Genomic DNA, 19,872 nt, shown 5'->3' with positions numbered 1-19,872 from the left:
CGCATGACCGACAGCACCGCGCCCGCCTCCTCCCCCTCCCGCGCTTCCTCCGCTTTCTCTGCCTTCTCCGCCTCCTCGCCGTCCGACGACGCGCTCCGGGCGCTGCCGAAGGCCGAGCTGCACCTGCACATCGAGGGCACGCTGGAGCCGGAGCTCGCCTTCGAGCTGGCCGCTCGCAACGGGGTGGCGCTGCCGTTCGCGTCGGTCGACGAGCTCGCAGCCGCCTACGACTTCGCGGACCTGCAGTCGTTCCTCGACCTGTACTACGCGACGATGGCGGTGCTGCAGACCGAGGACGACTTCGCCGAGCTGACCCGCCACTACCTGCGCCGCGCGTCCGAGCAGGGCGTGCGGCACGCCGAGCTGTTCTTCGACCCGCAGGCGCACACCGCACGCGGCGTGCCGATCGAGACGGTGATCGACGGCATCGGCGGCGCCCTGGACGAGGCCGAGCGCGACCTCGGCATCAGCGGCGGGTTGATCCTCTGCTTCCTGCGCGACCAGCCGGTCGCGTCGGCCGACCGCACGCTGAGCGCGGCGCTGACCCGTCGCGAGCGCCTGCTGGGCGTCGGCCTCGACTCGGCCGAGGTCGGCTATCCGCCGTCGCTCTTCCAGGACGTCTTCGCCCGGGCGCGCGCAGAAGGGCTGCACGCCGTCGCCCACGCAGGAGAGGAGGGCCCGGCCGGCTACGTCGTCGAGGCCCTCGACCTCCTGGGCGCTGAGCGCATCGACCACGGCATCCGCTCCCTCGACGACCCGGCCCTGATCGAACGCCTCGCCCGCGACCGCATCCCGCTCACGGTGTGCCCGCTCTCGAATCAGCGCCTCCAGGCGACCCCCGACCTCGCGCTCCACCCGCTGCACAGCCTGGCGGAGGCCGGAGTCGCGGTCACCATCAATTCCGACGACCCCGCCTACTTCGGCGGCTACATCGCCGACAACTTCATCGCGGTCCGCGACACCCTCGGCCTGACCAGCGCCCAGGCCGAGGCGTACGCCCGCACCTCGATCGACGCCTCCTTCGCCTCCGATGCCCGCAAGGCGGAGCTGCGTCGCGAGCTGGAGGCGTGGCGGGGATGAGAGTGGAGGCGGCCGCGCTGGCGGGGCAGGAACGGGAGCACGGATGAACGCACAGCCGGAACCCGCGACCGCGGGCAGCCTCCGCACCCCCGACGGCCGCGACGTCCGCTGGTTCGATACCGGTGGCCCGGCCGGCGCCCCGGTGCTGCTGTGGCACCACGGCACCCCGCAGACCGGAGCCGTCATCGAGCCGGTCGCGCAGGCCGCGGCCGCCCGCGGCCTCCGCGTGGTCTCGTGCGCCCGCCCCGGCTACCCGGGCTCGACGCCCCTGCCGGGCCGCAGCGTGGCGGACGCCGCCCGCGACGCGCTGACGGTCCTCGAAGCCCTCGGCGTCGACCGCCTGATCACCGCCGGTGCGTCCGGAGGCGGCCCGCACGCCCTCGCCTGCGCCGCCCTGGCGCCGGAGCGCGTGACCGCGGTGCTGGTGCTGGCCGGCATCGCCCCGTACGACGGCACCCCGGACTGGTTCGCCGGCATGGCCGACCCGAGCGGCACCGGGAGCGCCCTGCTCGGCCGCGACGCCCGCCTCGCCCACGCGCAGACGGCCGAGTTCGACCCGAACAGCTTCATCGACCGCGACTACGCGGCCCTCGACGGCCCGTGGCGCGCGCTGGGCGCCGACGCGCAGGCCGGCTCTGCCGCCGGCCCCGACGGCGAGGCCGACGACGACGTTGCTTACATCACCCCGTGGGGAGCCGACCTGTCCGCGATCACCGCCCCGGTCCTCCTGGTCCAGGGCGGCCGCGACCGCGTCGTCCCGCCCCTCCACGCCCACCGCCAGCTCGAGCGCCTCCCCACCGCCGAGCTGTGGCTGCGCCCCCGCGAGGGTCACGTGTCGGTGCTCACCGCCCTCGGCACGGGGCTCGACTGGGCGCTGGGCCAGCGGGACGGTGCCCCCGCGCCGACCTGATCGCCGCCGCCCGGCTCACCGACGGCGGCCCAGCGGGACGGCGCCCCTGCGGAGACCTGAGCGCCGCCGCCCCGATCCCACCCCGGCAGGCCGGCGAAGACGCCATCCACGCTGCCACTCGTGACGACCGAGCGGGCGCCCCGCGATCCCTCACGAGGCGCCCGCCCCTGCATCCCGGCGCGATCACCGGTCCACGCGCATCAGCCGCGCGACACTCCGCTCACGCTCCGGCGCCCACGCGTCCAGAGCAGGGAGCCGCCGAGCAGCAGCGCGAGCGCCACCACCACGATCGGCGCGACCACCGAGCCGGTCGAGGCGAGCGCGTTCACGGCCGTGCCGGCCACCACCGCGGGGTCGCCCGCCGCACCCGAGCCGCCGGAGCCGCCCGCGCCGCCCGCCGCGCCGCCGCCCGCACCGCCAGGGGTCTGGCCCGACGGAGCGCCGTCGGCCGTGACCTCGAACGGCACCACGACCTGCACCGCGCTCTGCGCGCCGGTGAGCGTCACCGTGTGCTGGCCCGTCTCCTGCGGGGCCGTCACCGTGATGGTGGCGCCGCCGCTCAGGACGTCGGTGCGCGGCAGCGTCACCGGGTCGGACTGCACCACGCCGTTCACCTGGCGGTCGCCGGCCCAGCCGCTGAGCGCCACCGTGAACTCCTGGCCCGGCTTGACCGACGTCGCCGACGGGGTCGCCTTCGCGCCCGCGCTGAGCTTCGCGTAGCTGCGCTCCAGCTGCAAGGCGTTCGCGATGGTGAAGAAGGTGTCGGTCTGGTCGGTGAGGCCGACCACGTTCGCCGCACCGGGCCCGTAGCCGGCGATGCGGAGCTGGGCGCCGGTGTGCTGCTGCGAGCCGCCGGCCGCCGCGGTGCCGTAAGCCACCTTCATGACCGTGCCGTCGGCCGTGGTCAGCGCGGTGCTGAGCGTGGCCGGCGGGGTGGAGTCGACGATCTGGCTGGTGTGGGCGTGGTCGGCGGTCACGATGACGAGCGTGTTGCCGTCCTTCTTAGCGAAGGCGAGGGCGGCCTGCACGGCCTCGTCGAGGTCGACGGTCTCGCCGATCTGGCCGCACGCGTTGGCCGAGTGGTCCTGCTTGTCGATGCTCGCACCCTCCACCTGCAGGAAGAAGCCGTCGCCGCTGGGCTTGTCGAGCAGCGAGATGGCCTTGTTCGTCAGCGACGCGAGCGAGAGCTTCGTGTCGAGGCGGTCGGCGTTCGGCTGGCAGGTGACCGGTGCCTGGTCGGCACCGCCGACGGTCGCAGTGGTCGGCGCGTACCGGGTCGGGAAGTTGCCGGGCGTGAACAGGCCGAGCAGCGGCTTGTCCTGGTCCGCCTCGGTGACGCCGTCGAGGCCCGCGGCGTCCCCGACGACCTGGTAGCCGCGGTCCGCCGCCTGCTGGAACAGCGTCTTGCCCTGCCACTGACCGGCCTTGGCGGTCTGGCCGAAGGAGGTGGAGCCTCCACCCAGCGTCACGTCGGCGCGCGCGTCGAGCAGCTGCTCGCTGATGGAGCCGAGACCGCCCTTGTCGAGCGCGTCGGTGCCGCAGGTGGCGCTGTCGGGGCCGTAGCAGGAGCGCGCGCCGACGTGCGCGACCTCGACGGCCGGTGTCGCGTCCTGGATCTCCGCGGTGCTGACGTTGCCGGTCCGGAGGCCGTTGGCGCGGGCCAGCTCCAGCAGCGTGGCGTGCGGCTTGCCGTCGATGTCGACGCCGACCGCATTGTCGTAGGTCTTGGTGCCGGTCGACCACGCGGTGCCGGTGGCGGCCGAGTCGGGCACGTAGTCCGGCTTGCCCTTGTTGGCGCCGTCCTTGTACAGCGAGTAGGTCGTGTACTGGCCGGTGAGCGGCAGGGCGTCGATGCCCGGCAGCATCCCGCCTGCGCCGTACTGGTAGTTGCGCGCGACGGTGATCTCGCTGTCGCCCATGCCGTCGCCGATGAGGAGGATGACGTTCTTGGCCGGGCCGTTCACGATCGACGCGCGCAGGGCGGCCGTCGAGTCCTGCTGGTCGCGGGTCGCGCCGCCGTTGTCGGACGGAGCCGCGAGGGCGGCCGACGGGATCAGCGCCGCCGCGAGCAGCCCGGAGGCCGCCGCCAGCGCCAGCACGCCGCCGCGCCGACGGGAGGAGGAGAAGGACATGGTGAGGTGATCCTTTCGAAGAGGGAACGCCCCACAGCCCACCGGTGCGCCATGAACCCCCCGTGAACGGGGGTCGGCGACGATGTGAACATCCTCAGGGGCGCGCACGCCTGCTCCGAAATGACGAGGGCCTCCCCCGCAACCGGAGGAGGCCCTCGCCTCGAACATCGCGTGACGCGACCTGATGGTGGAGATGGGGGGAATCGAACCCCCGTCCACTGCTGTGGTCATGTGCCTTCTACGGGCGTAGCCAGTGCAGACGTGTTCTCGGCCCCGGATCTTGTCGCTGGCACCTGATCCGACGGGCCCAGTATCAGTGGAAGTCCCTCTGCGCCCTGATGCTCAACGCAGAAGCAAGTCCCCTAGCTGACGCCAGGATCCGGGTAGGAGACGATTCCCGGTCTGACGGTCTCTCTAAATGGCGGAGGTGAACTTACGCCGCGAGGGCGAAGTCGGCCTTGGCCGAGACAGTGCTCTTGGAATTGGCACTTATTTTTTCGCATGCATCGTTAACGAGATAAGCATGCATCCTCGACCCGCTTCTCACAGTCACGCAGACAATGTCGAAACCGATCATCCCCATGCGCGGCCTGATGGCCGGGTCGCAGTCACGCGCTGTTGAGTTGTGGAGGTGCTGGTCGCCGTCTCCGGCGAGCTTCTCATTCTATAACACCACGGCCCCCACTTCTATGCCAGCATCGGGGCATGGCCGACACCATCATCACCGTCCAGGGCGAGTACGAGCTGCGGCACCCGGCGGAGCGCGGCACGGTGCGCCTCCTCGTCGCCTACGACGGCGAGGACAGGGAGGAGACGCTCGCCCTCGCCACGCAGCGTCATCAGCAGCTCGCGCGTGAGCTCCGCGATCTCCAGGAAGGCACCTCCGGCCCGGTCGCGCAGTGGTCGTCCGACAGCCTCCGTGTCTGGGGCGAGCGGCCCTGGAACCAGGAGGGGCGCCGCCTCCCTGTCGTCTTCCACGCCCAGGTGGGCGTCGAGGCCGTCTTCGGCGAGCTGGGCGCACTCTCCGACTGGGTCGGCGTCGTGTCGCTCCTCGACGGCGTCCAGGTGGAGGGGGTGACGTGGGGTCTCACGGAGGCCAGGCGGCAGTCGCTCACGCAGGAGGCCCGTCGCCGCGCCGTCGAGAACGCCGTCGCCAAGGCCACGGTGTACGCCACCAGCCTCGGCCTGTCGTCGGTGCGTCCCGTCGCGCTCAGCGACCCTGGCATGCTCGGCGACGGCGCCGCTCCCCCGCAGCCTCCGCAGCCCATGTTCGCCCGGGCCGCCGCCGATCTGGGAGGTGCGACGCTCGCCCTCAAGCCGGAGGACCTGACGATCGCTGTGCAGGTGCACGCGCGGTTCGCCGCCTCCTGAGCCACCTCTACAGACCGGAACCCGGCGTCGCCGGCGGACCGGGCGTCGACGGCGGTCGCAGCGGGAAGTCCGCGAGCCGCAGCACCCGGGTGGCGGTGACGGTCGAGCCCTCGCGCGTGCCGACCACGATCACCTCGTCGCCCTTCGCGAAGTCGGAGGCGGAGCCTCCCTCGGCGCCGGGGTGGCCGAAGCGCGTGGAGGAGGTGAGCTTCACCGTGAGCGTGCGCCCGTTATCCGCAGTGAGCTTCCAGGTCGACCCCGAGACGGAGTCGATCGTGCCCTGCACGAGCCCTCGTTGCGGGCCCGATTCGCGGGGAGGCTGCGCTTTGCCGGGGCGGTCTCCGCGCTCCCCGTGGTCGAGCCGGTTCAGCCACGACATCACCGGACCGGAGTGGGAGGCGACGGTCGCGACCGTGAAGGCGCCCACGCCGACCGCGCCGAACAGCACGATCAGGCCAAGGACGAGCGTCGAGATGGCGAACGCCAGCCCGTGCCGCCTGTAGAACGGCTCGCGCACGACCGGCTGCACGGGCGGCTGCTCAGCCGGCGCGGCCGGCTGCTCGGCCGGCGCGACCCTCTCGGCCGGCTCCCTCGCCTCGTTCTCGTCCATGAACTCATGCAAGCACCGACTCGCCGAATCCGGGCTGCCAGATCGTTATGGATCGGGTGTGAGCCGGTTCAGGCGGGCTGCACCAGCACCGAGCGCAGCTTGGCGAGCTCCAACTCGTCCATTCCGGCGTCGAGCAGGTACTCGCGCACGCCGCCGTGCTCGCGGTCGATCAGGTCGAGCACCGCCTCCAGCGCCTCCGGCGGGCTGCCGCCGAGGATGATGCGGAGGTCGGGGGTCACCTCGACGCCGTGCGAGCGGATCAGCGCCACCATGCCCTCCAGCCACGGCCCGTCGAGGTTGGCCTGGGTGGCCGCGTAGTCGGCGATCACGGTCTCGCGGTCGACGCCCACGGCGAGGAGCGCGAGGGCGACGACCATGCCGGTGCGGTCCTTGCCTGCGGTGCAGTGCACGACGACGGCCTCGTCGCCGGTGTCGGCGATCTCCCGCAGGGCGCGCACGACGACGTCGCGGTGCTGCAGCACGATCTTCTCGTAGAGGTCGACGAGCGTGGCGCCGATCGTGGAGGCGGAGGCTCCGGAGCCCTCGAAGACCGGCAGCCGCAGCACGGTGACGTCGAGACCGTCGAGGTCGTCGGGCAGTGCCCGGACCTCGAAGTCGTCGCGCAGGTCGATGACGACGCGGATGCGGCGCTCGCGCAGGGCCTCGCGCCCCTCCTCCCCGAGCCGGGCGAGCCCGTCGGAGCGGTACAACTTGCCGGTGCGGGTCGCGCCGCCGTCGGCCGGGTAGCCGCCGATGTCGCGGAAGTTGTACGTGCCGTTGACCGGGATGCGGGAGGCCGGAGTCGTCATGGCCTCAGTCTGTCACCCACGGCCGACGCGCCGCTCAGCGGCCGGCGCCCGGCGCCCGGTGCGGCCGGTCACTCCCCCAGGTGCTTGCGGCTCGACATCGCGCGCTCCGCCTCGCGCTTGTCTTGCCGCTCGCGCAGCGCCTGCCGCTTGTCGTACTCGCGCTTGCCCTTCGCGACCGCGATCTCGACCTTCGCCCGGCCGTCGTTGAAGTAGATCTGCAGCGGGACGATCGTGTAGCCGCCCTGCTTGACCTTGCTCTCGATCTTCAGGATCTGAGGCTTGTGCAGCAGCAGCTTGCGCTTGCGCCGCGGCGCGTGGTTGTTCCAGGTGCCGTCGGCGTACTCGGGGATGTGCACGGCATCGAGCCACGCCTCCCCGCCGTCGATGAACCCGTACCCGTCGACGAGCGACGCTCGGCCGAGCCGCAGCGACTTCACCTCGGTGCCGGTCAGCACGAGCCCCGCCTCGAAGGTGTCCTCGATGAGGTAGTCGTGACGGGCGCGGCGGTTGGTGGCGACCACCTTCTGCCCCTTCTCCTTGGGCACGGCTCACTCCTCACGATCAGACGACGGGATGCCGCCCGGCACGCGGCCGGGCAGCAGACCAGTCTAGCGCAGTGCGGATCAGACCTTCAGATACCGCTTGATCGCGAAGTTCGCGCTCGCGGCGGCGAGCACGACGCCGATCACGATCAGCACCGGGATCACGAGCCAGGCCTGCTCCATCGACACGAAGTTGATCGATTGGATGCGGTTGCCGAGGAAGTCGCGCACGAAGAACTGCACGAGCAGCGCTATCACCACGCACGAGAGCACCGAGCCGATCAGCGCGGCGATCACGCCCTCGATGATGAAGGGGGTCTGGATGAAGCGGTTGGAGGCGCCCACCAGCCGCATGATCCCGATCTCCCTGCGGCGCGAGAAGGCGGAGAGCCGGATCGTCGTCGCGATCAGCAGCACCGCGGCCACGAGCATGATCACGGCTATCCCGATGGCCGTGAGACTCGCGGCGTTCAGGATGCTGAAGATCTGGTCCAGGTAGCTGCGCTGGTCGACGACGCTCTGCACGCCGGCGGCGCCGGAGAGCGTCTCGGTGAGCACCGCGGAGTTGTTCGGGTCCTTCAGGTTGACCCAGAACGTCTGCGGGATCATCTCCGGCGTGACGAAGTCGGCGATCTGGTTGCCCTTGAACTGCTGCTGGAACTGCTCGTAGCCCTGCTGCTGGTCCTGGAAGTAGAACTTCTGGATGTACGGCGACAGCTCCGGCGACTCCAGCTGCTTCTTGACGGCGGCGATCGTCTGCTCGGTCGCGGCGCCGCCCTGGCAGTTGTCGGTCTCGGTGCACATGTACACCGCCACCTGGGCGCGGTCGTACCAGTAGGTCTTCATCTGGCCGATCTGCAGCTGCAGCAGCACGGCGGTACCGACGAAGGTCAGCGAGATGAAGGTCACGAGGACGACCGAGACGACCATCGAGAGGTTGCGGCGGAGGCCGTTGGCGACCTCCGACCAGATGAGCCCGAATCTCATTTCGTCGGCCCCACATTCTGCTCGCCGTCGCGGTCGTCGCCGTCGCGGAGTCCGCGCAGGTCGAGGTTCGCGGTGAAGTTGAGGTGCTCCGGCAGCTCCTCGGAGGCCGGGGCCGGAGGCACGGGCGCCGTCGCGAACTGCACGGGCGCCGGGTAGCGGTCGGGCACCGGCTGCGGCGCAGGAGCCGGCTGGTGCTGCGCGGGCTGCGGCTGCTGCTGGACCGGCTGCTGCTGGACCGGCTGCGGCTGGACGGGCTGCTGCTGCACCGGCTGCGGCGCGGACACCGGTCCGGTCGGGTTGCCGGTCGGAGCGTGCGGTCGCGTCATCGGCTGCGCCGCGGCTGCCGCTGCTGCACCGGCCGGAACCGGCGCGGCCTGCGGAGCAGGCGCGGCCTGCGGAGCCGGCTGCGCGGCATGCGCACCCTGCGCCACCGGGATCGCGGCCGTGAAGCCGTACCCGCCGTGGCGCTCGTCGCGGATGATCTGGCCGCCGACCAGCTCGATCACGCGCCGCTTCATCTGGTCGACGATCGCGGCCTCGTGCGTGGCCATGAGCACCGTGGTGCCTCCGGCGTTGATGCGCTCGAGCACCGCCATGATGCCGGCGCTGGTCGCGGGATCGAGGTTTCCGGTCGGCTCGTCGGCGAGGAGGATCTGCGGCTTGTTGACCACGGCGCGCGCGATCGCGACACGCTGCTGCTCACCGCCGGAGAGCTCGTTCGGGAGGCGCTGCTCCTTGCCCTCGAGGCCCACCATCTTCAGCACGTCCGGGACGGCCTCCTGGATGAAGCCGCGGGACTTGCCGATCACCTGCAGCGTGAAGGCGACGTTCTGGAACACCGTCTTGTTGGGCAGCAGGCGGAAGTCCTGGAAGACGACGCCGATGTTGCGGCGGAAGTACGGCACCTTGCGCGACGAGATCGTGCCGAGGTCCTGACCCAGCACGTGGATCTTGCCCTTGGACGGCTTCTCCTCTTTGAGGATGAGGCGCAGGCAGCTGGACTTGCCCGACCCCGAGGCGCCGACGAGGAAGACGAACTCTCCGCGCAGCACTTCGAGGTTGATGCCGTTCAGCGCCGGACGCGTGGTGCCCGAATACTGCTTGGATACGTGTTCGAACCGGATCATGACGTCTAGAGACTAGACACGATCCGGCGCAACCGGCACCGCGACATGCCAGGCGCGGTCAAGCCTGAGCGTCGGGTGGACTACGCCTGAGCCTCGGCTTTGCTTCCGGCGCGCCAGCGGATGCCCGCCGCGATGAAGCCGTCGAGGTCGCCGTCGAAGACGGTCTGCGGGTTGCCGGACTCGTAGCCGGTCCGAAGGTCCTTCACGAGCTGCTGGCCGTAGAGGAAGTAGGAGCGCATCTGGTCGCCCCAGCTCGCGGTGATGGTGCCGGCGAGCTCCTTCTTCTTGGCGGCCTCCTCCTCCTTCTGGAGCAGCAGGAGGCGCGTCTGCAGCACGCGCATGGCGGCGGCGCGGTTCTGGATCTGCGACTTCTCGTTCTGCATCGAGACGACGATCCCGGTCGGGAGGTGCGTGATGCGCACCGCGGAGTCGGTGGTGTTGACCGACTGGCCGCCCGGACCGGAGGACCGGAAGACGTCGACGCGGATGTCGCCCTCGGGGATGTCGACCTCGGTCGCCTCCTCCATGAGCGGGATGACCTCGACCGCCGCGAACGACGTCTGGCGCTTGTCGGCAGAGCCGAACGGGCTGATGCGGGCGAGGCGGTGCGTTCCGGCCTCCACCGACAGCGTGCCGAAGGCGTACGGCACGTCGACCTCGAAGGTCGCCGACTTGATGCCGGCGCCCTCGGCGTAGGAGGTGTCCATCACCTTCACCGGGTACTTGTGCTGCTCGGCCCAGCGGAGGTACATGCGCAGCAGCATCTCGGCGAAGTCGGTGGCGTCGTCGCCGCCGGCGCCGGAGCGGATCGTGACGATGGCGGACCGCTCGTCGTACTCGCCGCTCAGCAGGGTCTGCACCTCGAGGTCGCCGAGCGTCTTCTGCAGGGCCTCGAGCTCGGTGCGGGCCTCGGCCGCCGACTCCTCGTCGTCGCCCTCGTTCGCCAGCTCGACCAGCACCTCCAGGTCGTCGAGGCGCTGCTCCACGGAGGTGATGCGGTTGAGCTCGGACTGGCGGTGGCTGAGCGCGCTCGTCACCTTCTGCGCGTTCGCGGTGTCGTCCCAGAGGTCGGGGGCGCCCGCCTGCTCGCTGAGGGCGGCGATGTCGGCGCGCAGCTTGTCGACGTCGACGACGGCCTTGATGTCGGAGAGCGTCGAGCGCAGGTCGGCGATCTGCTGGGAGAGGTCTAGTTCGATCATGTCGGCGTCCAGCCTACCGGCCGCCGCCCCGCGTGAGCAGGGAGCCGGCAGCGGGGATCCGGCAGCGGGGAGGCCGGGGCCGCCTCCGACGGAAGTTGTAGCCTGTTAACGAGATGACTTCCGACGAGCGCCCCTTCAGCTTCCGCTCCGTCGCCCTGGCCGCGTTCCTGCCCACGCTGCTGTTCTCGATCGGCGAGGGCGCGATCATCCCCATCATCCCGATCGCCGCGGGCAACCTCGGCGCCGGGCTCGCGATGGCCGGCTTCATCGCGTCGATGATCATGCTGGGCGAGCTGGCGGGCGACATCCCGAGCGGGTGGATCGTGTCGCGCATCGGCGAGCGTCGCGCCATGATCGGCGCGGCCGTCGTCGCGATCCTCGGGGTCGTGGTGTGCCTCCTCGCGCCGAACTACTGGGTGCTGACGGCCGGCATCTTCGTCGTCGGGCTCTCGACCGCGGTGTTCGCGCTCGCGCGTCATGCCTTCATGACCACGTACGTGCCGCCGCGCTACCGCGCGCGGGCGCTGTCGACGCTGGGCGGCGTGTTCCGGGCCGGCTGGTTCGTCGGGCCGCTGATCGCCTCGGCCGTGATCGCGCTGACCGGCTCGACGCAGTCGGTGTTCTGGATCTTCATCGTCAGCTGCCTCGGGTCCGTCATCGTGCTGCTGGCACTGCCGGACCCCGAGCGGATGTTCGGACCGAGTCCGCGGACCGCCGACGCCTCCGGCGCGCTCGTCACCGCGGGCGAGGAGGAGGCCGAGGAGCGCACGCACGGCCTGTTCCGCACGATCTGGTCGTTCCGGGCCGTGCTGGCGCGGATGGGCGGAGGCGTCTCGCTGGTCGCCGCGGTCCGCTCGGCACGCACCGTGCTCCTGCCGCTGTGGGCGGTCTCCATCGGTCTGAGCGAGTCGAACACGGCGCTGATCATCGGCATCGCCGGCGCGGTCGACTTCGCCCTGTTCTACGCGAGCGGGCAGATCATGGACCGGTTCGGCCGGATGTGGAGCGCCATCCCGTCGATGATCGGGCTCGGCACGGGCTTCCTCGTGCTGGCGTTCTCCCACGACCTCGACGCCCGGGTCGCCTGGTACATCGCGGTCTCGATCTTCCTGGCGGTCGCCAACGGCATCGGCTCGGGCATCATCATGACGCTCGGCGCCGACCTCGCCCCGAAGGAGAGCCCGGCGGCCTTCCTCGGCGCCTGGCGGTTCGCCGGCGACGCCGGGCAGGCGGTCGCACCACTGGTGGTGTCGCTGCTGACCGCGCTCGTCTCGATCGCCTTCGCGAGCGGCGTCATGGGCGCGCTCGGACTGGTCGGGGCCGCTCTGCTCGGCCGGTACATCCCGCGCTACGTGCCGCGGCGGCCGCAGCCCCTGCCCGTCAGCGAGTAGCGCTGCCGGAATAGCCTCCGCGCGGAGGAGGTTCATCTCCATGCGTTCGCATACACTGGGCGCACCGACGGGAGGACTCACCATGGCCGCGCTCGAACTCGGCATCGACACCTTCGGCGACGTGACGCTCGACGCGGACGGCGCGCCGCTGCCGCACGCGCAGGTGCTGCGCAACGTCGTCGAGGAGGGCGTGCTGGCCGACCAGGTCGGCCTCGACTTCATCGGCGTCGGCGAGCACCACCGCAAGGACTTCGCCGTGTCCGCGCCGGAGGTCGTGCTCGCCGCGATCGCCGGCCGCACGGAGCACATCCACCTCGGCTCCGCGGTCACCGTGCTGAGCTCCGACGACCCGGTGCGCGTCTTCCAGCGCTTCGCGACGCTCGACGGCGTCTCGGGCGGCCGGGCGGAGGTCATCCTGGGCCGCGGCTCGTTCATCGAGTCGTTCCCGCTGTTCGGCTTCGACCTCGCCCAGTACGAGGAGCTCTTCGAGGAGAAGCTCAACCTGTTCGCCGAGGTCCGCAAGCAGCAGCCCGTCACCTGGGAGGGGTCGCTGCGGCCGTCGCTCGACGGGCAGTCGGTCTTCCCGCACCTGGAGCACGGCCTCCTGAAGACCTGGATCGGCGTCGGCGGCAGCCCCGAGTCGGTGATCCGCGCCGCGCACTACGGCCTCCCCCTGATGCTCGCGATCATCGGCGGCGGCCCGATGCGCTTCCAGCCGCTCGCCGAGCTGTACCGCAAGGCGCTCGACCAGTTCGAGCAGGACGCGACCCTCCCGATCGGCGTCCACTCCCCCGGCTTCATCGCCGCGACCGACGACGAGGCGAAGGACCTGCTCTGGCCGCACTGGGAGGCGATGACCAACCGCATCGGCGCCGAGCGCGGCTGGCCGCCGGCCTCCCGCGCCCGGTTCGAGCACGAGGCGGGACCGGACGGCGCGCTGTTCGTCGGCTCGCCCGAGACCGTCGCGACCAAGATCGCCTACGCCGCCCGCGGCCTCGGCCTGTCGCGGTTCGACCTCAAGATCAGCAACGGCACGCTGGGTCACGACCACCTCATGCGGGCGATCGAGCTCTACGGCACGCAGGTGGCGCCGCGCGTGCATGAGCTATTGTCGTAGCCGCGCTGCAGCCGTGCTCAGCGCGCCGCGGGAGTGGTGAAACTGGCAGACACGCAGGATTTAGGTTCCTGTGCTTCGGCGTGAGGGTTCGAGTCCCTTCTCCCGCACTGCGCCGCCGCTCAGGCGGCCCCGTCGAGAGCCGCCGGCAGCCCGTTGAGGCGCAGGATCGTGCCGCCGCGCAGGTGCGGCAGGTCGGCGCTCCCGTCGCCCGTCCGCTCGAGGAACGCGACCTGCTCGATCCAGTCGAGCGTCGTGCCGTCGCCGTCCGGCGCGAGGAGCACGGTGACCAGGGAGGTCCAGCGCAGCACGTCGTCCACCGACGACTCGTAGCCGAACACGATGCGCCGCGCCGGCACGATGTCGAGGTAGCGCGAGCGGTACCGGAGGCTCTCGGTGCTGCCGTCGGGATGCGTGAAGGTGCTGTGCGCCTCCTCCCCTCCGCCGACCGCGAAGAGGTGCCGGTACTCGGGCGACCGACCGGGCAGGCGGAACCAGCGCCGACGCACGGCGTCGTCGGCGAAGGCGGCGAACACCCGCTCGGGCGGTGCCTCCAGCCGACTGGTGACGGTGAAGGTCTCGTGCAGCTCTCCGGTCATCGGCGCCTCCCAGCGTTCTCGGTGTCAGACCACAGGATGATCTTCACGCATGCCGCGGATTTTTCACGGAGCGCGCAGCTTAGCGCCGCTAGACTCGGCAGCATCGCCCCGAACCCCTCTGGAGACACGTGATCCACCACGCCGGCCTCATCCCCTGGCTCGACCCCGAGACCATCATCTCGGCCGCGGGCCCGTGGGCCCTGCTCGTCGTCTGCGGGATCATCTTCTCCGAGACGGGTCTGCTGGTCGGCTTCCTGCTCCCGGGCGACACGCTGCTCGTCATCTCGGGCCTGCTGACGCACACCTCGCTGGTGTTCGGCGTCGACATCTGGTGGGTGTGCCTCGCGATCGCCTTCGCGGCGTTCCTCGGCGGCGAAGTCGGGTATCTGATCGGCCATAAGGCCGGGCCCCGCATCTTCGAACGCAAGGAGAGCGGGCTGTTCAGCGTCGAGAACGTGCGCCGCACCAACGCCTTCTTCGAGCGGTTCGGCGCGCTGGCGATTATCCTCGCCCGCTTCGTCCCGATCGTGCGCACCTTCGCGCCGGTCGCCGCGGGCGTCGGCCACATGAACTACCGCAAGTACTCGCTCTACAACGCGATGGGCGCGCTGCTCTGGGGCGCCGGCCTGACTCTGTTCGGCTATCTGATCGGCTACATCCCGCCGGTCGCGACCTTCGTCTCGAACTACATCGACATCATCCTGATCGGCGCGGTCGTCATCACGCTGGTGCCGACGCTGTTCCACTACTTCCAGTCGCTCCGCAAGGCGAAGCGCAAGCGCGCGGCCGAGGCCGCCGCCGCGCACCCCACGCCGACCCCCGACATCTGAGCCGCGTCGTCGGCATCTCCGGAGGCGCCGCGCGACGCGCCGCTGCCGGGCCCGTTCCTCCGGAACCGGGCCGCGTCCCGCTCCGATCCTCCGGAGTTGCGGACACCCCGGCCGTCGCGCGCAACTCCGGAGGCCGCCCGAATCGCGGCTCCGCCTTCCGGAGTTACCGGCAGCGCAGCGGCGTGTCGGGCCGATCCTCCGGAGTTGCCGACGCGGCGGCAGCACCGCTAGCGGTGCAGCTCGTCCTCGTGGGCGGCATGCTCGGCGGGTTCGAGCTGGAACGTCGAGTGCTCCACGTCGAAGTGCTTCGCAAGGCACCCCGAGAGGTCGTCGAGGAGGCGGCCGGTCTCGCCCGAGCGGAACACTCGCGGCTCCACCACCACGTGCGCCGTGAACACCGGCGCGCCCGACGTGATAGCCCACACGTGCACGTCGTGCACGGCGACCACACCCGGCGTCCCGAGGATGTGACGGCGGATCTCCGCGACATCGGTGTCGGCCGGCGCCGACTCGCTCAGCACGTGCACCACGTCGCGCAGCAGCACGAACGCCCGCGGCAGGATCAGCGCCGCGATCGCCAGCGACGCGATCGCGTCCGCCGGGAGGAAGCCCGTGGTGAGGATGACCAGCGCGGCGGCGATCACCAGCGCCGACCCGATCAGGTCGCCCAGCACCTCCAGGTAGGCGCCGCGCATGTTGATCGAGTGCCCTGCGGAGGGGCGGAGCACCAGCAGCGCCACCAGGTTCGCCAGCAGACCGATCACCGCGACGACCAGCATCGGGAGGCTGTGCACCTCCGCCTCCCCCGACATCAGCCGCGAGACCGCGCCGATCGCCACGCCGACGGCCACCGCCACGAGGATGAGCCCGTTGATCAGCGCGCCGAACACCTCCGCGCGCCGGAAGCCGAAGGTCTGCCGGTCGGTCGCCGGCCGCGCCGCCACGATCGTCGCCATGAGCGCGATCACGAGGCCCGTGCCGTCGCTCAGCATGTGCCCGGCGTCGGCGAGCAGCGCCAGCGACCCGCTCAGCCAGGCGCCCACGACCTCCACGACGAGCACGGCCGCGACGATCGCGATCGCGATCAGCAGCCGGTTGCGGTTGGCCTCATGGCCGTGGGAGTGACTCATTACTTCTACGGTAGATAGAAGTCGGCCGCCCCGCCAGGCCCACGACCTAGATGGGAATGAGTGCCGTTCTCAGCGCCGCTCTCATACCCCGGCGGCCCGCTCGGCCAACCCGCGCAGCGCCGGCACGATCGCCGCGAACGCGCGCGCCCGGTGGCTCTCGGCGTTCTTGGCCTCGGACGGGAGCTGCGCCGCCGTCACGTCGTGCCCCTCCGGCACGAAGATCGGGTCGTAGCCGTGCCCGTGCTCGCCACGCGCCTCCAGCGCGATCCGCCCCGGCCAGACTCCCTGCACGACCGTCGGCTCCTGCCCGGGCACGACGAGCGCGAGCGTCGCCGTGAAGTGGGCGCCGCGCGACGCCTCCGGCAGCTCGGCGAGCTGGTCGAGCAGGAGGCGCAGGTTCGCCTCCGCGTCGCCGTGCCGCCCCGCCCAGCGCGCCGAGAAGATGCCGGGCGCGCCTCCCATCGCGTCCACGCAGATGCCGGAGTCGTCCGCCAGCACCGGGAGGCCCGTGTGCGCCGCCGCCGCACGCGCCTTGATCAGGGCGTTCTCCTCGAACGTGACGCCGTCCTCGACCGGCTCTGGACCGTCGTAGGCGACGATCTCGAGCCCGGGAACGGCGTCGCCCAGGATCTGCTGGAACTCCCGCGCCTTGTGCGGGTTGTGCGTGGCGAGGACGACGCGGACCATCGGCGTCAGCCCTCGATGCCCAACGCGGACGAGGCGAGCGCCGTCTGCTGGATGCCGGCCAGCTCCGCGGTCCCGCCGAGGGCGAGGTCGAGCAGGTTGTTCAGCTCGCTGCGGTCGAAGGGCGCGCCCTCGGCCGTGCCCTGCACCTCCACGAACAGGCCGCGGCCCGTGACGACGACGTTCATGTCGGTCTCGGCGCGCACGTCCTCGACGTAGGCCAGGTCGAGCATGGGCGTGCCGTCGATGATGCCGACCGAGACGGCGGAGACGGAGTCGATCAGCGGCGTGGCCTTCTGCCCGATGAACCGCTTCTGCCTCCCCCACTCCAGCGCGTCGGCCAGGGCGACGTAAGCGCCGGTGATCGCAGCGGTGCGGGTGCCGCCGTCGGCCTGCAGCACGTCGCAGTCCAGCACGATCGTGTTCTCGCCGAGCGCCTTCATGTCGACGACGGCGCGGAGGCTGCGGCCGATGAGCCGGCTGATCTCGTGCGTGCGGCCGCCCACCTTGCCCTTGACGGCCTCCCGGTCCATGCGCTCGTTGGTGGAGCGCGGCAGCATGGCGTACTCGGCGGTGACCCAGCCGCGGCCCTTGCCGGCCATCCAGCGCGGCACGCCGTTGGTGAAGGAGGCGGTGCAGAGCACGCGCGTGTTGCCGAACGAGATCAGCGCCGAGCCCTCGGCCTGGCGGCTCCAGCCGCGTTCGATGGTCACGGGTCGCAGCTGGTCGGCGGTGCGCCCGTCGGCGCGGGTGGTGTCGGTCACGGTCGTCTCCTCGGTGGGGGTGGGGCGGTGCGCGGCGAAGATGCTGCGGTGGAGTGCGGTGGCGGTGCGGTCAGAGCGGCAGGTCGATGACGCCGGTGGTCACCAGATCGACTCTCGAGACCTCCGGGCCGATGAAGCGGTGCGCAAGGCGCAGGAAGTTGTCGGCGTCGGAGCCGGTGGCCTCGTAGCGGATGGTGGGAGGCGCGGACGAGCGCCGCTCCAGGCCGCCGCCGACGAGCGTTCGGTAGACGTCTTTGGCGGTCTCGGTGTCGCTGGAGACGAGCGAGACGCCCTCCCCCATCACGTATGAGATCGCGCCCTTGAGGAACGGGTAGTGCGTGCAGCCCAGCACGAGCGTGTCGACGTCGGCCGCGCGCAGCGGCTCCAGGTACTCGGCGGTCACGCGCAGCACCTCATCACCGCTCGTGATGCCCGCCTCCACGAACTCCACGAACCGCGGGCAGGCCTGCGTGAACAGCTGGAGGGTGGGAGCGGCGGCGAAGGCGTCCTCGTACGCCCGTGAGGCGATGGTGCCGACCGTGCCGATCACGCCGACGCGGCCGGTGCGGGTCGCTGCCACCGCTCGGCGCACGGCCGGCTGGATGACCTCGATGACCGGAACGGAGTACCGCTCGCGCGCGTCCCTCAGCATCGCGGAGGACGCCGTGTTGCACGCGATCACGAGCAGCTTCACGCCCTGGTCGACCAAGAAGTCGAGCACCTCGAGCGAGTACCGCCGCACGTCCGCGATCGACTTGGGCCCGTAGGGCGAGTGGGCCGTGTCGCCGACGTAGAGCAGCGACTCGTTGGGCAGCTGGTCGCGGATCGCGCGGGCGACGGTGAGCCCGCCGACCCCTGAGTCGAAGATCCCGATCGGCGCATCCGTCACAGCATCCCAGCCTATCCCCCGCCGGCCGGGAGGGGCGCGGCTATGGTGGAGCAGTGACCGAGTCCTCCGCGCTGTTGACCGACCGCTACGAGCTCACGATGCTCGACGCCGCCCTGCTCAAGGGCACGCACGACCGCGAGTGCGTGTTCGAGGCGTTCACCCGCCGGCTGCCAGCCGGGCGCCGCTACGGCGTGCTCGCCGGCACCGGGCGGCTGCTGGAGCTGATCGAGCGGTTCCGGTTCGGCGACGAGGAGCTCGCCTACCTGCGCGACAACCATGTCGTCCGCGACGAGACGATCGACTGGCTCGCCGACTACCGGTTCTCGGGGACCATCCGTGGCTACCGGGAGGGCGAGGTCTTCTTCCCGGGGTCGCCGTTCTTCATCGTCGACGCGCCCTTCGCCGAGGGCGTCATCCTCGAGACGCTGCTGCTCAGCGTCTTCAACTACGACTCGGCCGTCGCCTCCGCCGCCGCCCGCATGGTGAGCGCGGCGGGAGGGCGTCCGCTCGCCGAGATGGGATCGCGGCGCGCCAACGAGCACAGCGCGGTCGCCGCGGCGAGGGCGGCCTTCATCGCCGGCTTCAGCGCCACCTCCAACCTGGAGGCCGGCCGCACCTGGGGTGTGCCGACGATGGGCACCGCGGCCCACGCCTTCACCCTCCTGCACGACAGCGAGGAGGACGCGTTCCGCGCCCAGGTCGACGCGCTCGGCCCCGGGACCACGCTGCTCGTCGACACGTTCGACGTCGAGAAGGGCATCGAGACCGCCGTGAAGGTCGCCGGTCCCGAGCTCGGCGCGATCCGGCTCGATTCCGGCGACCTGCCCAAGCTGGTCCGGCAGGTGCGCGAGCAGCTCGACTCCCTCGGAGCCACGAAGACGAAGATCACCGTGACCAACGACCTCGACGAGTTCACCATCGCTGCACTGGCCGCCTCGCCCGTCGACTCGTACGGCGTCGGCACGTCGGTCGTGACCGGGTCGGGCTCCCCCGCCTCCGGGATGGTCTACAAGCTCGTCGCCCACCGGCCGCGCGGCAGCGAGGGCGACTGGATCCCCGTCGCGAAGAAGTCCGACGGCAAGGCGAGCGTCGGCGGACGCAAGCACCCCGTGCGCCGGCTCGACCGGGCCGGGGAGGCCGTGGCGGAGGTCGTGCACATCATCGAGGAGGGCGAGACGCCCGACGACAACGGTCGCGACCTCCTGGTGCCCCTGATCACCGACGGCGAGGTGCACCGCGAGCACCTGGGCGTCGAGGGCACGCGCCGGGCGCGCGAGCACCGCGCCACGGCGATGCGGGAGCTGCCCGACGAGGCGTTCCGGCTGGGCCGCGGCGACCCGGTGCTGCCGACGATCTTCGCGTGACGACCGCCCGCCCGGAGACGGATCACTCCGTCAGCGACTCGTAGATCTCCTTGCAGGCGGGGCAGACCGGGAACTTCTCGGGGTCGCGGCCGGGCGTCCACTTCTTGCCGCACAGCGCCTTGACGGGCTTGCCGGTGACGGCCGACTCGAGGATCTGCTCCTTCTTCACATAGTGCGAGAAGCGGTCGTGGTCGCCCGGGTCGAAGTCCTGCGTCAGCTCCTGGAGCTCGCGCTCCAACGTGGTCGAGCCGCCGCCGGTGGGCAGTCCACCCGGCTCGGAGATGCTGGCGTCGTTCATGCCTCCAGTCTAGACGCGCGACAGCACGGCGTGTCGGGGCGG

Annotated in this window: 20 protein-coding genes, 1 tRNA gene and 1 other RNA gene; 8 read left to right on the top strand and 14 right to left on the bottom strand. The window is 71.3% G+C overall.

The window, feature by feature from the left end:
* The first annotated feature begins 3 nt into the window (after nt 1-3).
* Together P5G50_RS10495 and P5G50_RS10490 are read left to right on the top strand one after the other, a co-directional pair.
* A complete protein-coding gene (locus P5G50_RS10495) occupies nt 4-1,080 on the top strand; it encodes an adenosine deaminase (protein ID WP_301209286.1) in 1,077 nt (358 codons plus the stop codon).
* Nucleotides 1,081-1,123: 43 nt separating this feature from the next.
* The gene (locus P5G50_RS10490) at nt 1,124-1,990 is read left to right on the top strand and encodes an alpha/beta fold hydrolase (protein WP_301209288.1); all 867 of its coding nucleotides are present in this window, start codon (nt 1,124-1,126) and stop codon (nt 1,988-1,990) included.
* A gap of 200 nt (nt 1,991-2,190) precedes the next feature.
* On the opposite strand, the gene phoA is transcribed toward P5G50_RS10490, so the two are convergent.
* Together phoA and ssrA are read right to left on the bottom strand one after the other, a co-directional pair.
* Entirely contained in the window at nt 2,191-4,122 is a 1,932-nt protein-coding gene (gene phoA / locus P5G50_RS10485; RefSeq protein WP_301209290.1) for an alkaline phosphatase, read from the bottom strand.
* Nucleotides 4,123-4,307: 185 nt separating this feature from the next.
* Nucleotides 4,308-4,703: a transfer-messenger RNA gene (ssrA, locus tag P5G50_RS10480) on the bottom strand.
* Between the two features lie 124 nt (nt 4,704-4,827).
* Here ssrA and P5G50_RS10475 point away from each other — a divergent pair.
* Nucleotides 4,828-5,493, top strand: a complete 666-nt coding sequence (locus P5G50_RS10475; RefSeq protein ID WP_301209291.1) for an SIMPL domain-containing protein — start codon at nt 4,828-4,830, stop codon at nt 5,491-5,493.
* A gap of 7 nt (nt 5,494-5,500) precedes the next feature.
* Here the strand turns inward: P5G50_RS10475 and P5G50_RS10470 are convergent, their stop codons facing one another.
* From P5G50_RS10470 to prfB, 6 genes are all read right to left on the bottom strand, one after another.
* Nucleotides 5,501-6,103 (bottom strand): DUF5666 domain-containing protein, encoded by a 603-nt coding sequence (locus P5G50_RS10470; protein WP_301209293.1) that lies wholly within the window; start codon nt 6,101-6,103, stop codon nt 5,501-5,503.
* Between the two features lie 68 nt (nt 6,104-6,171).
* A complete protein-coding gene (locus P5G50_RS10465; RefSeq protein WP_301209295.1) occupies nt 6,172-6,912 on the bottom strand; it encodes a tyrosine-protein phosphatase in 741 nt (246 codons plus the stop codon).
* Between the two features lie 68 nt (nt 6,913-6,980).
* Nucleotides 6,981-7,457, bottom strand: a complete 477-nt coding sequence (gene smpB, locus P5G50_RS10460) for an SsrA-binding protein SmpB (protein ID WP_301209296.1) — start codon at nt 7,455-7,457, stop codon at nt 6,981-6,983.
* 78 nt (nt 7,458-7,535) lie between these two features.
* Nucleotides 7,536-8,441, bottom strand: coding sequence for a permease-like cell division protein FtsX (ftsX, locus tag P5G50_RS10455; protein ID WP_301209298.1), 906 nt, complete (start codon nt 8,439-8,441; stop codon nt 7,536-7,538).
* Nucleotides 8,438-9,568, bottom strand: coding sequence for a cell division ATP-binding protein FtsE (gene ftsE, locus P5G50_RS10450; RefSeq protein WP_301209300.1), 1,131 nt, complete (start codon nt 9,566-9,568; stop codon nt 8,438-8,440). The genes ftsX and ftsE overlap by 4 nt, the downstream gene beginning before the upstream one ends.
* Before the next feature lie 80 nt (nt 9,569-9,648).
* Nucleotides 9,649-10,767, bottom strand: a complete 1,119-nt coding sequence (gene prfB, locus P5G50_RS10445) for a peptide chain release factor 2 (RefSeq protein WP_301209301.1) — start codon at nt 10,765-10,767, stop codon at nt 9,649-9,651.
* Nucleotides 10,768-10,880: 113 nt separating this feature from the next.
* Here prfB and P5G50_RS10440 point away from each other — a divergent pair, with 113 nt between their 5' ends.
* From P5G50_RS10440 to P5G50_RS10430, 3 genes are all read left to right on the top strand, one after another.
* Entirely contained in the window at nt 10,881-12,158 is a 1,278-nt protein-coding gene (locus P5G50_RS10440) for an MFS transporter (RefSeq protein WP_301209303.1), read from the top strand.
* 82 nt (nt 12,159-12,240) lie between these two features.
* On the top strand, nt 12,241-13,275 hold the full coding sequence (locus P5G50_RS10435; protein ID WP_301209305.1) for an LLM class flavin-dependent oxidoreductase: 1,035 nt from the start codon (nt 12,241-12,243) through the stop codon (nt 13,273-13,275).
* Nucleotides 13,276-13,302: 27 nt separating this feature from the next.
* Nucleotides 13,303-13,382: transfer RNA gene (locus P5G50_RS10430), tRNA-Leu, on the top strand.
* A 12-nt stretch (nt 13,383-13,394) separates the two neighbouring features.
* Here the strand turns inward: P5G50_RS10430 and P5G50_RS10425 are convergent.
* Nucleotides 13,395-13,871 carry an SRPBCC domain-containing protein gene (locus P5G50_RS10425; protein WP_301209307.1) on the bottom strand — a complete coding sequence of 159 codons (477 nt, stop codon included), beginning with the start codon at nt 13,869-13,871 and terminating at the stop codon, nt 13,395-13,397.
* A gap of 128 nt (nt 13,872-13,999) precedes the next feature.
* On the opposite strand from P5G50_RS10425, the gene P5G50_RS10420 reads away from it, so the two are divergent.
* The gene (locus tag P5G50_RS10420) at nt 14,000-14,701 is read left to right on the top strand and encodes a DedA family protein (protein WP_301209308.1); all 702 of its coding nucleotides are present in this window, start codon (nt 14,000-14,002) and stop codon (nt 14,699-14,701) included.
* A gap of 227 nt (nt 14,702-14,928) precedes the next feature.
* On the opposite strand, the gene P5G50_RS10415 is transcribed toward P5G50_RS10420, so the two are convergent.
* The 4 genes from P5G50_RS10415 to murI all read right to left on the bottom strand — a co-directional run bounded on the left by P5G50_RS10415 (nt 14,929) and on the right by murI (nt 18,168).
* Entirely contained in the window at nt 14,929-15,831 is a 903-nt protein-coding gene (locus P5G50_RS10415; RefSeq protein WP_301209309.1) for a cation diffusion facilitator family transporter, read from the bottom strand.
* Nucleotides 15,832-15,912: 81 nt separating this feature from the next.
* Complete coding sequence (rdgB, locus tag P5G50_RS10410) at nt 15,913-16,518, bottom strand: RdgB/HAM1 family non-canonical purine NTP pyrophosphatase (RefSeq protein WP_301209311.1); 606 nt, start codon at nt 16,516-16,518, stop codon at nt 15,913-15,915.
* Nucleotides 16,519-16,523: 5 nt separating this feature from the next.
* Nucleotides 16,524-17,279 (bottom strand): ribonuclease PH, encoded by a 756-nt coding sequence (gene rph, locus P5G50_RS10405; protein ID WP_301209312.1) that lies wholly within the window; start codon nt 17,277-17,279, stop codon nt 16,524-16,526.
* A gap of 70 nt (nt 17,280-17,349) precedes the next feature.
* Nucleotides 17,350-18,168 (bottom strand): glutamate racemase, encoded by an 819-nt coding sequence (gene murI, locus P5G50_RS10400; protein ID WP_301209314.1) that lies wholly within the window; start codon nt 18,166-18,168, stop codon nt 17,350-17,352.
* A gap of 53 nt (nt 18,169-18,221) precedes the next feature.
* Between murI and P5G50_RS10395 the strand changes: the two genes are divergently transcribed.
* Complete coding sequence (locus P5G50_RS10395; RefSeq protein WP_301209315.1) at nt 18,222-19,532, top strand: nicotinate phosphoribosyltransferase; 1,311 nt, start codon at nt 18,222-18,224, stop codon at nt 19,530-19,532.
* A 22-nt stretch (nt 19,533-19,554) separates the two neighbouring features.
* On the opposite strand, the gene P5G50_RS10390 is transcribed toward P5G50_RS10395, so the two are convergent.
* On the bottom strand, nt 19,555-19,830 hold the full coding sequence (locus P5G50_RS10390) for a DUF3039 domain-containing protein (RefSeq protein WP_301209317.1): 276 nt from the start codon (nt 19,828-19,830) through the stop codon (nt 19,555-19,557).
* Nucleotides 19,831-19,872 lie beyond the last annotated feature (42 nt).

Origin of the sequence: Leifsonia williamsii (assembly GCF_030433685.1) — a bacterium.
Lineage (GTDB): Bacteria > Actinomycetota > Actinomycetes > Actinomycetales > Microbacteriaceae > Leifsonia > Leifsonia williamsii.
This window is presented reverse-complemented; position numbering and strand designations above follow the sequence as displayed.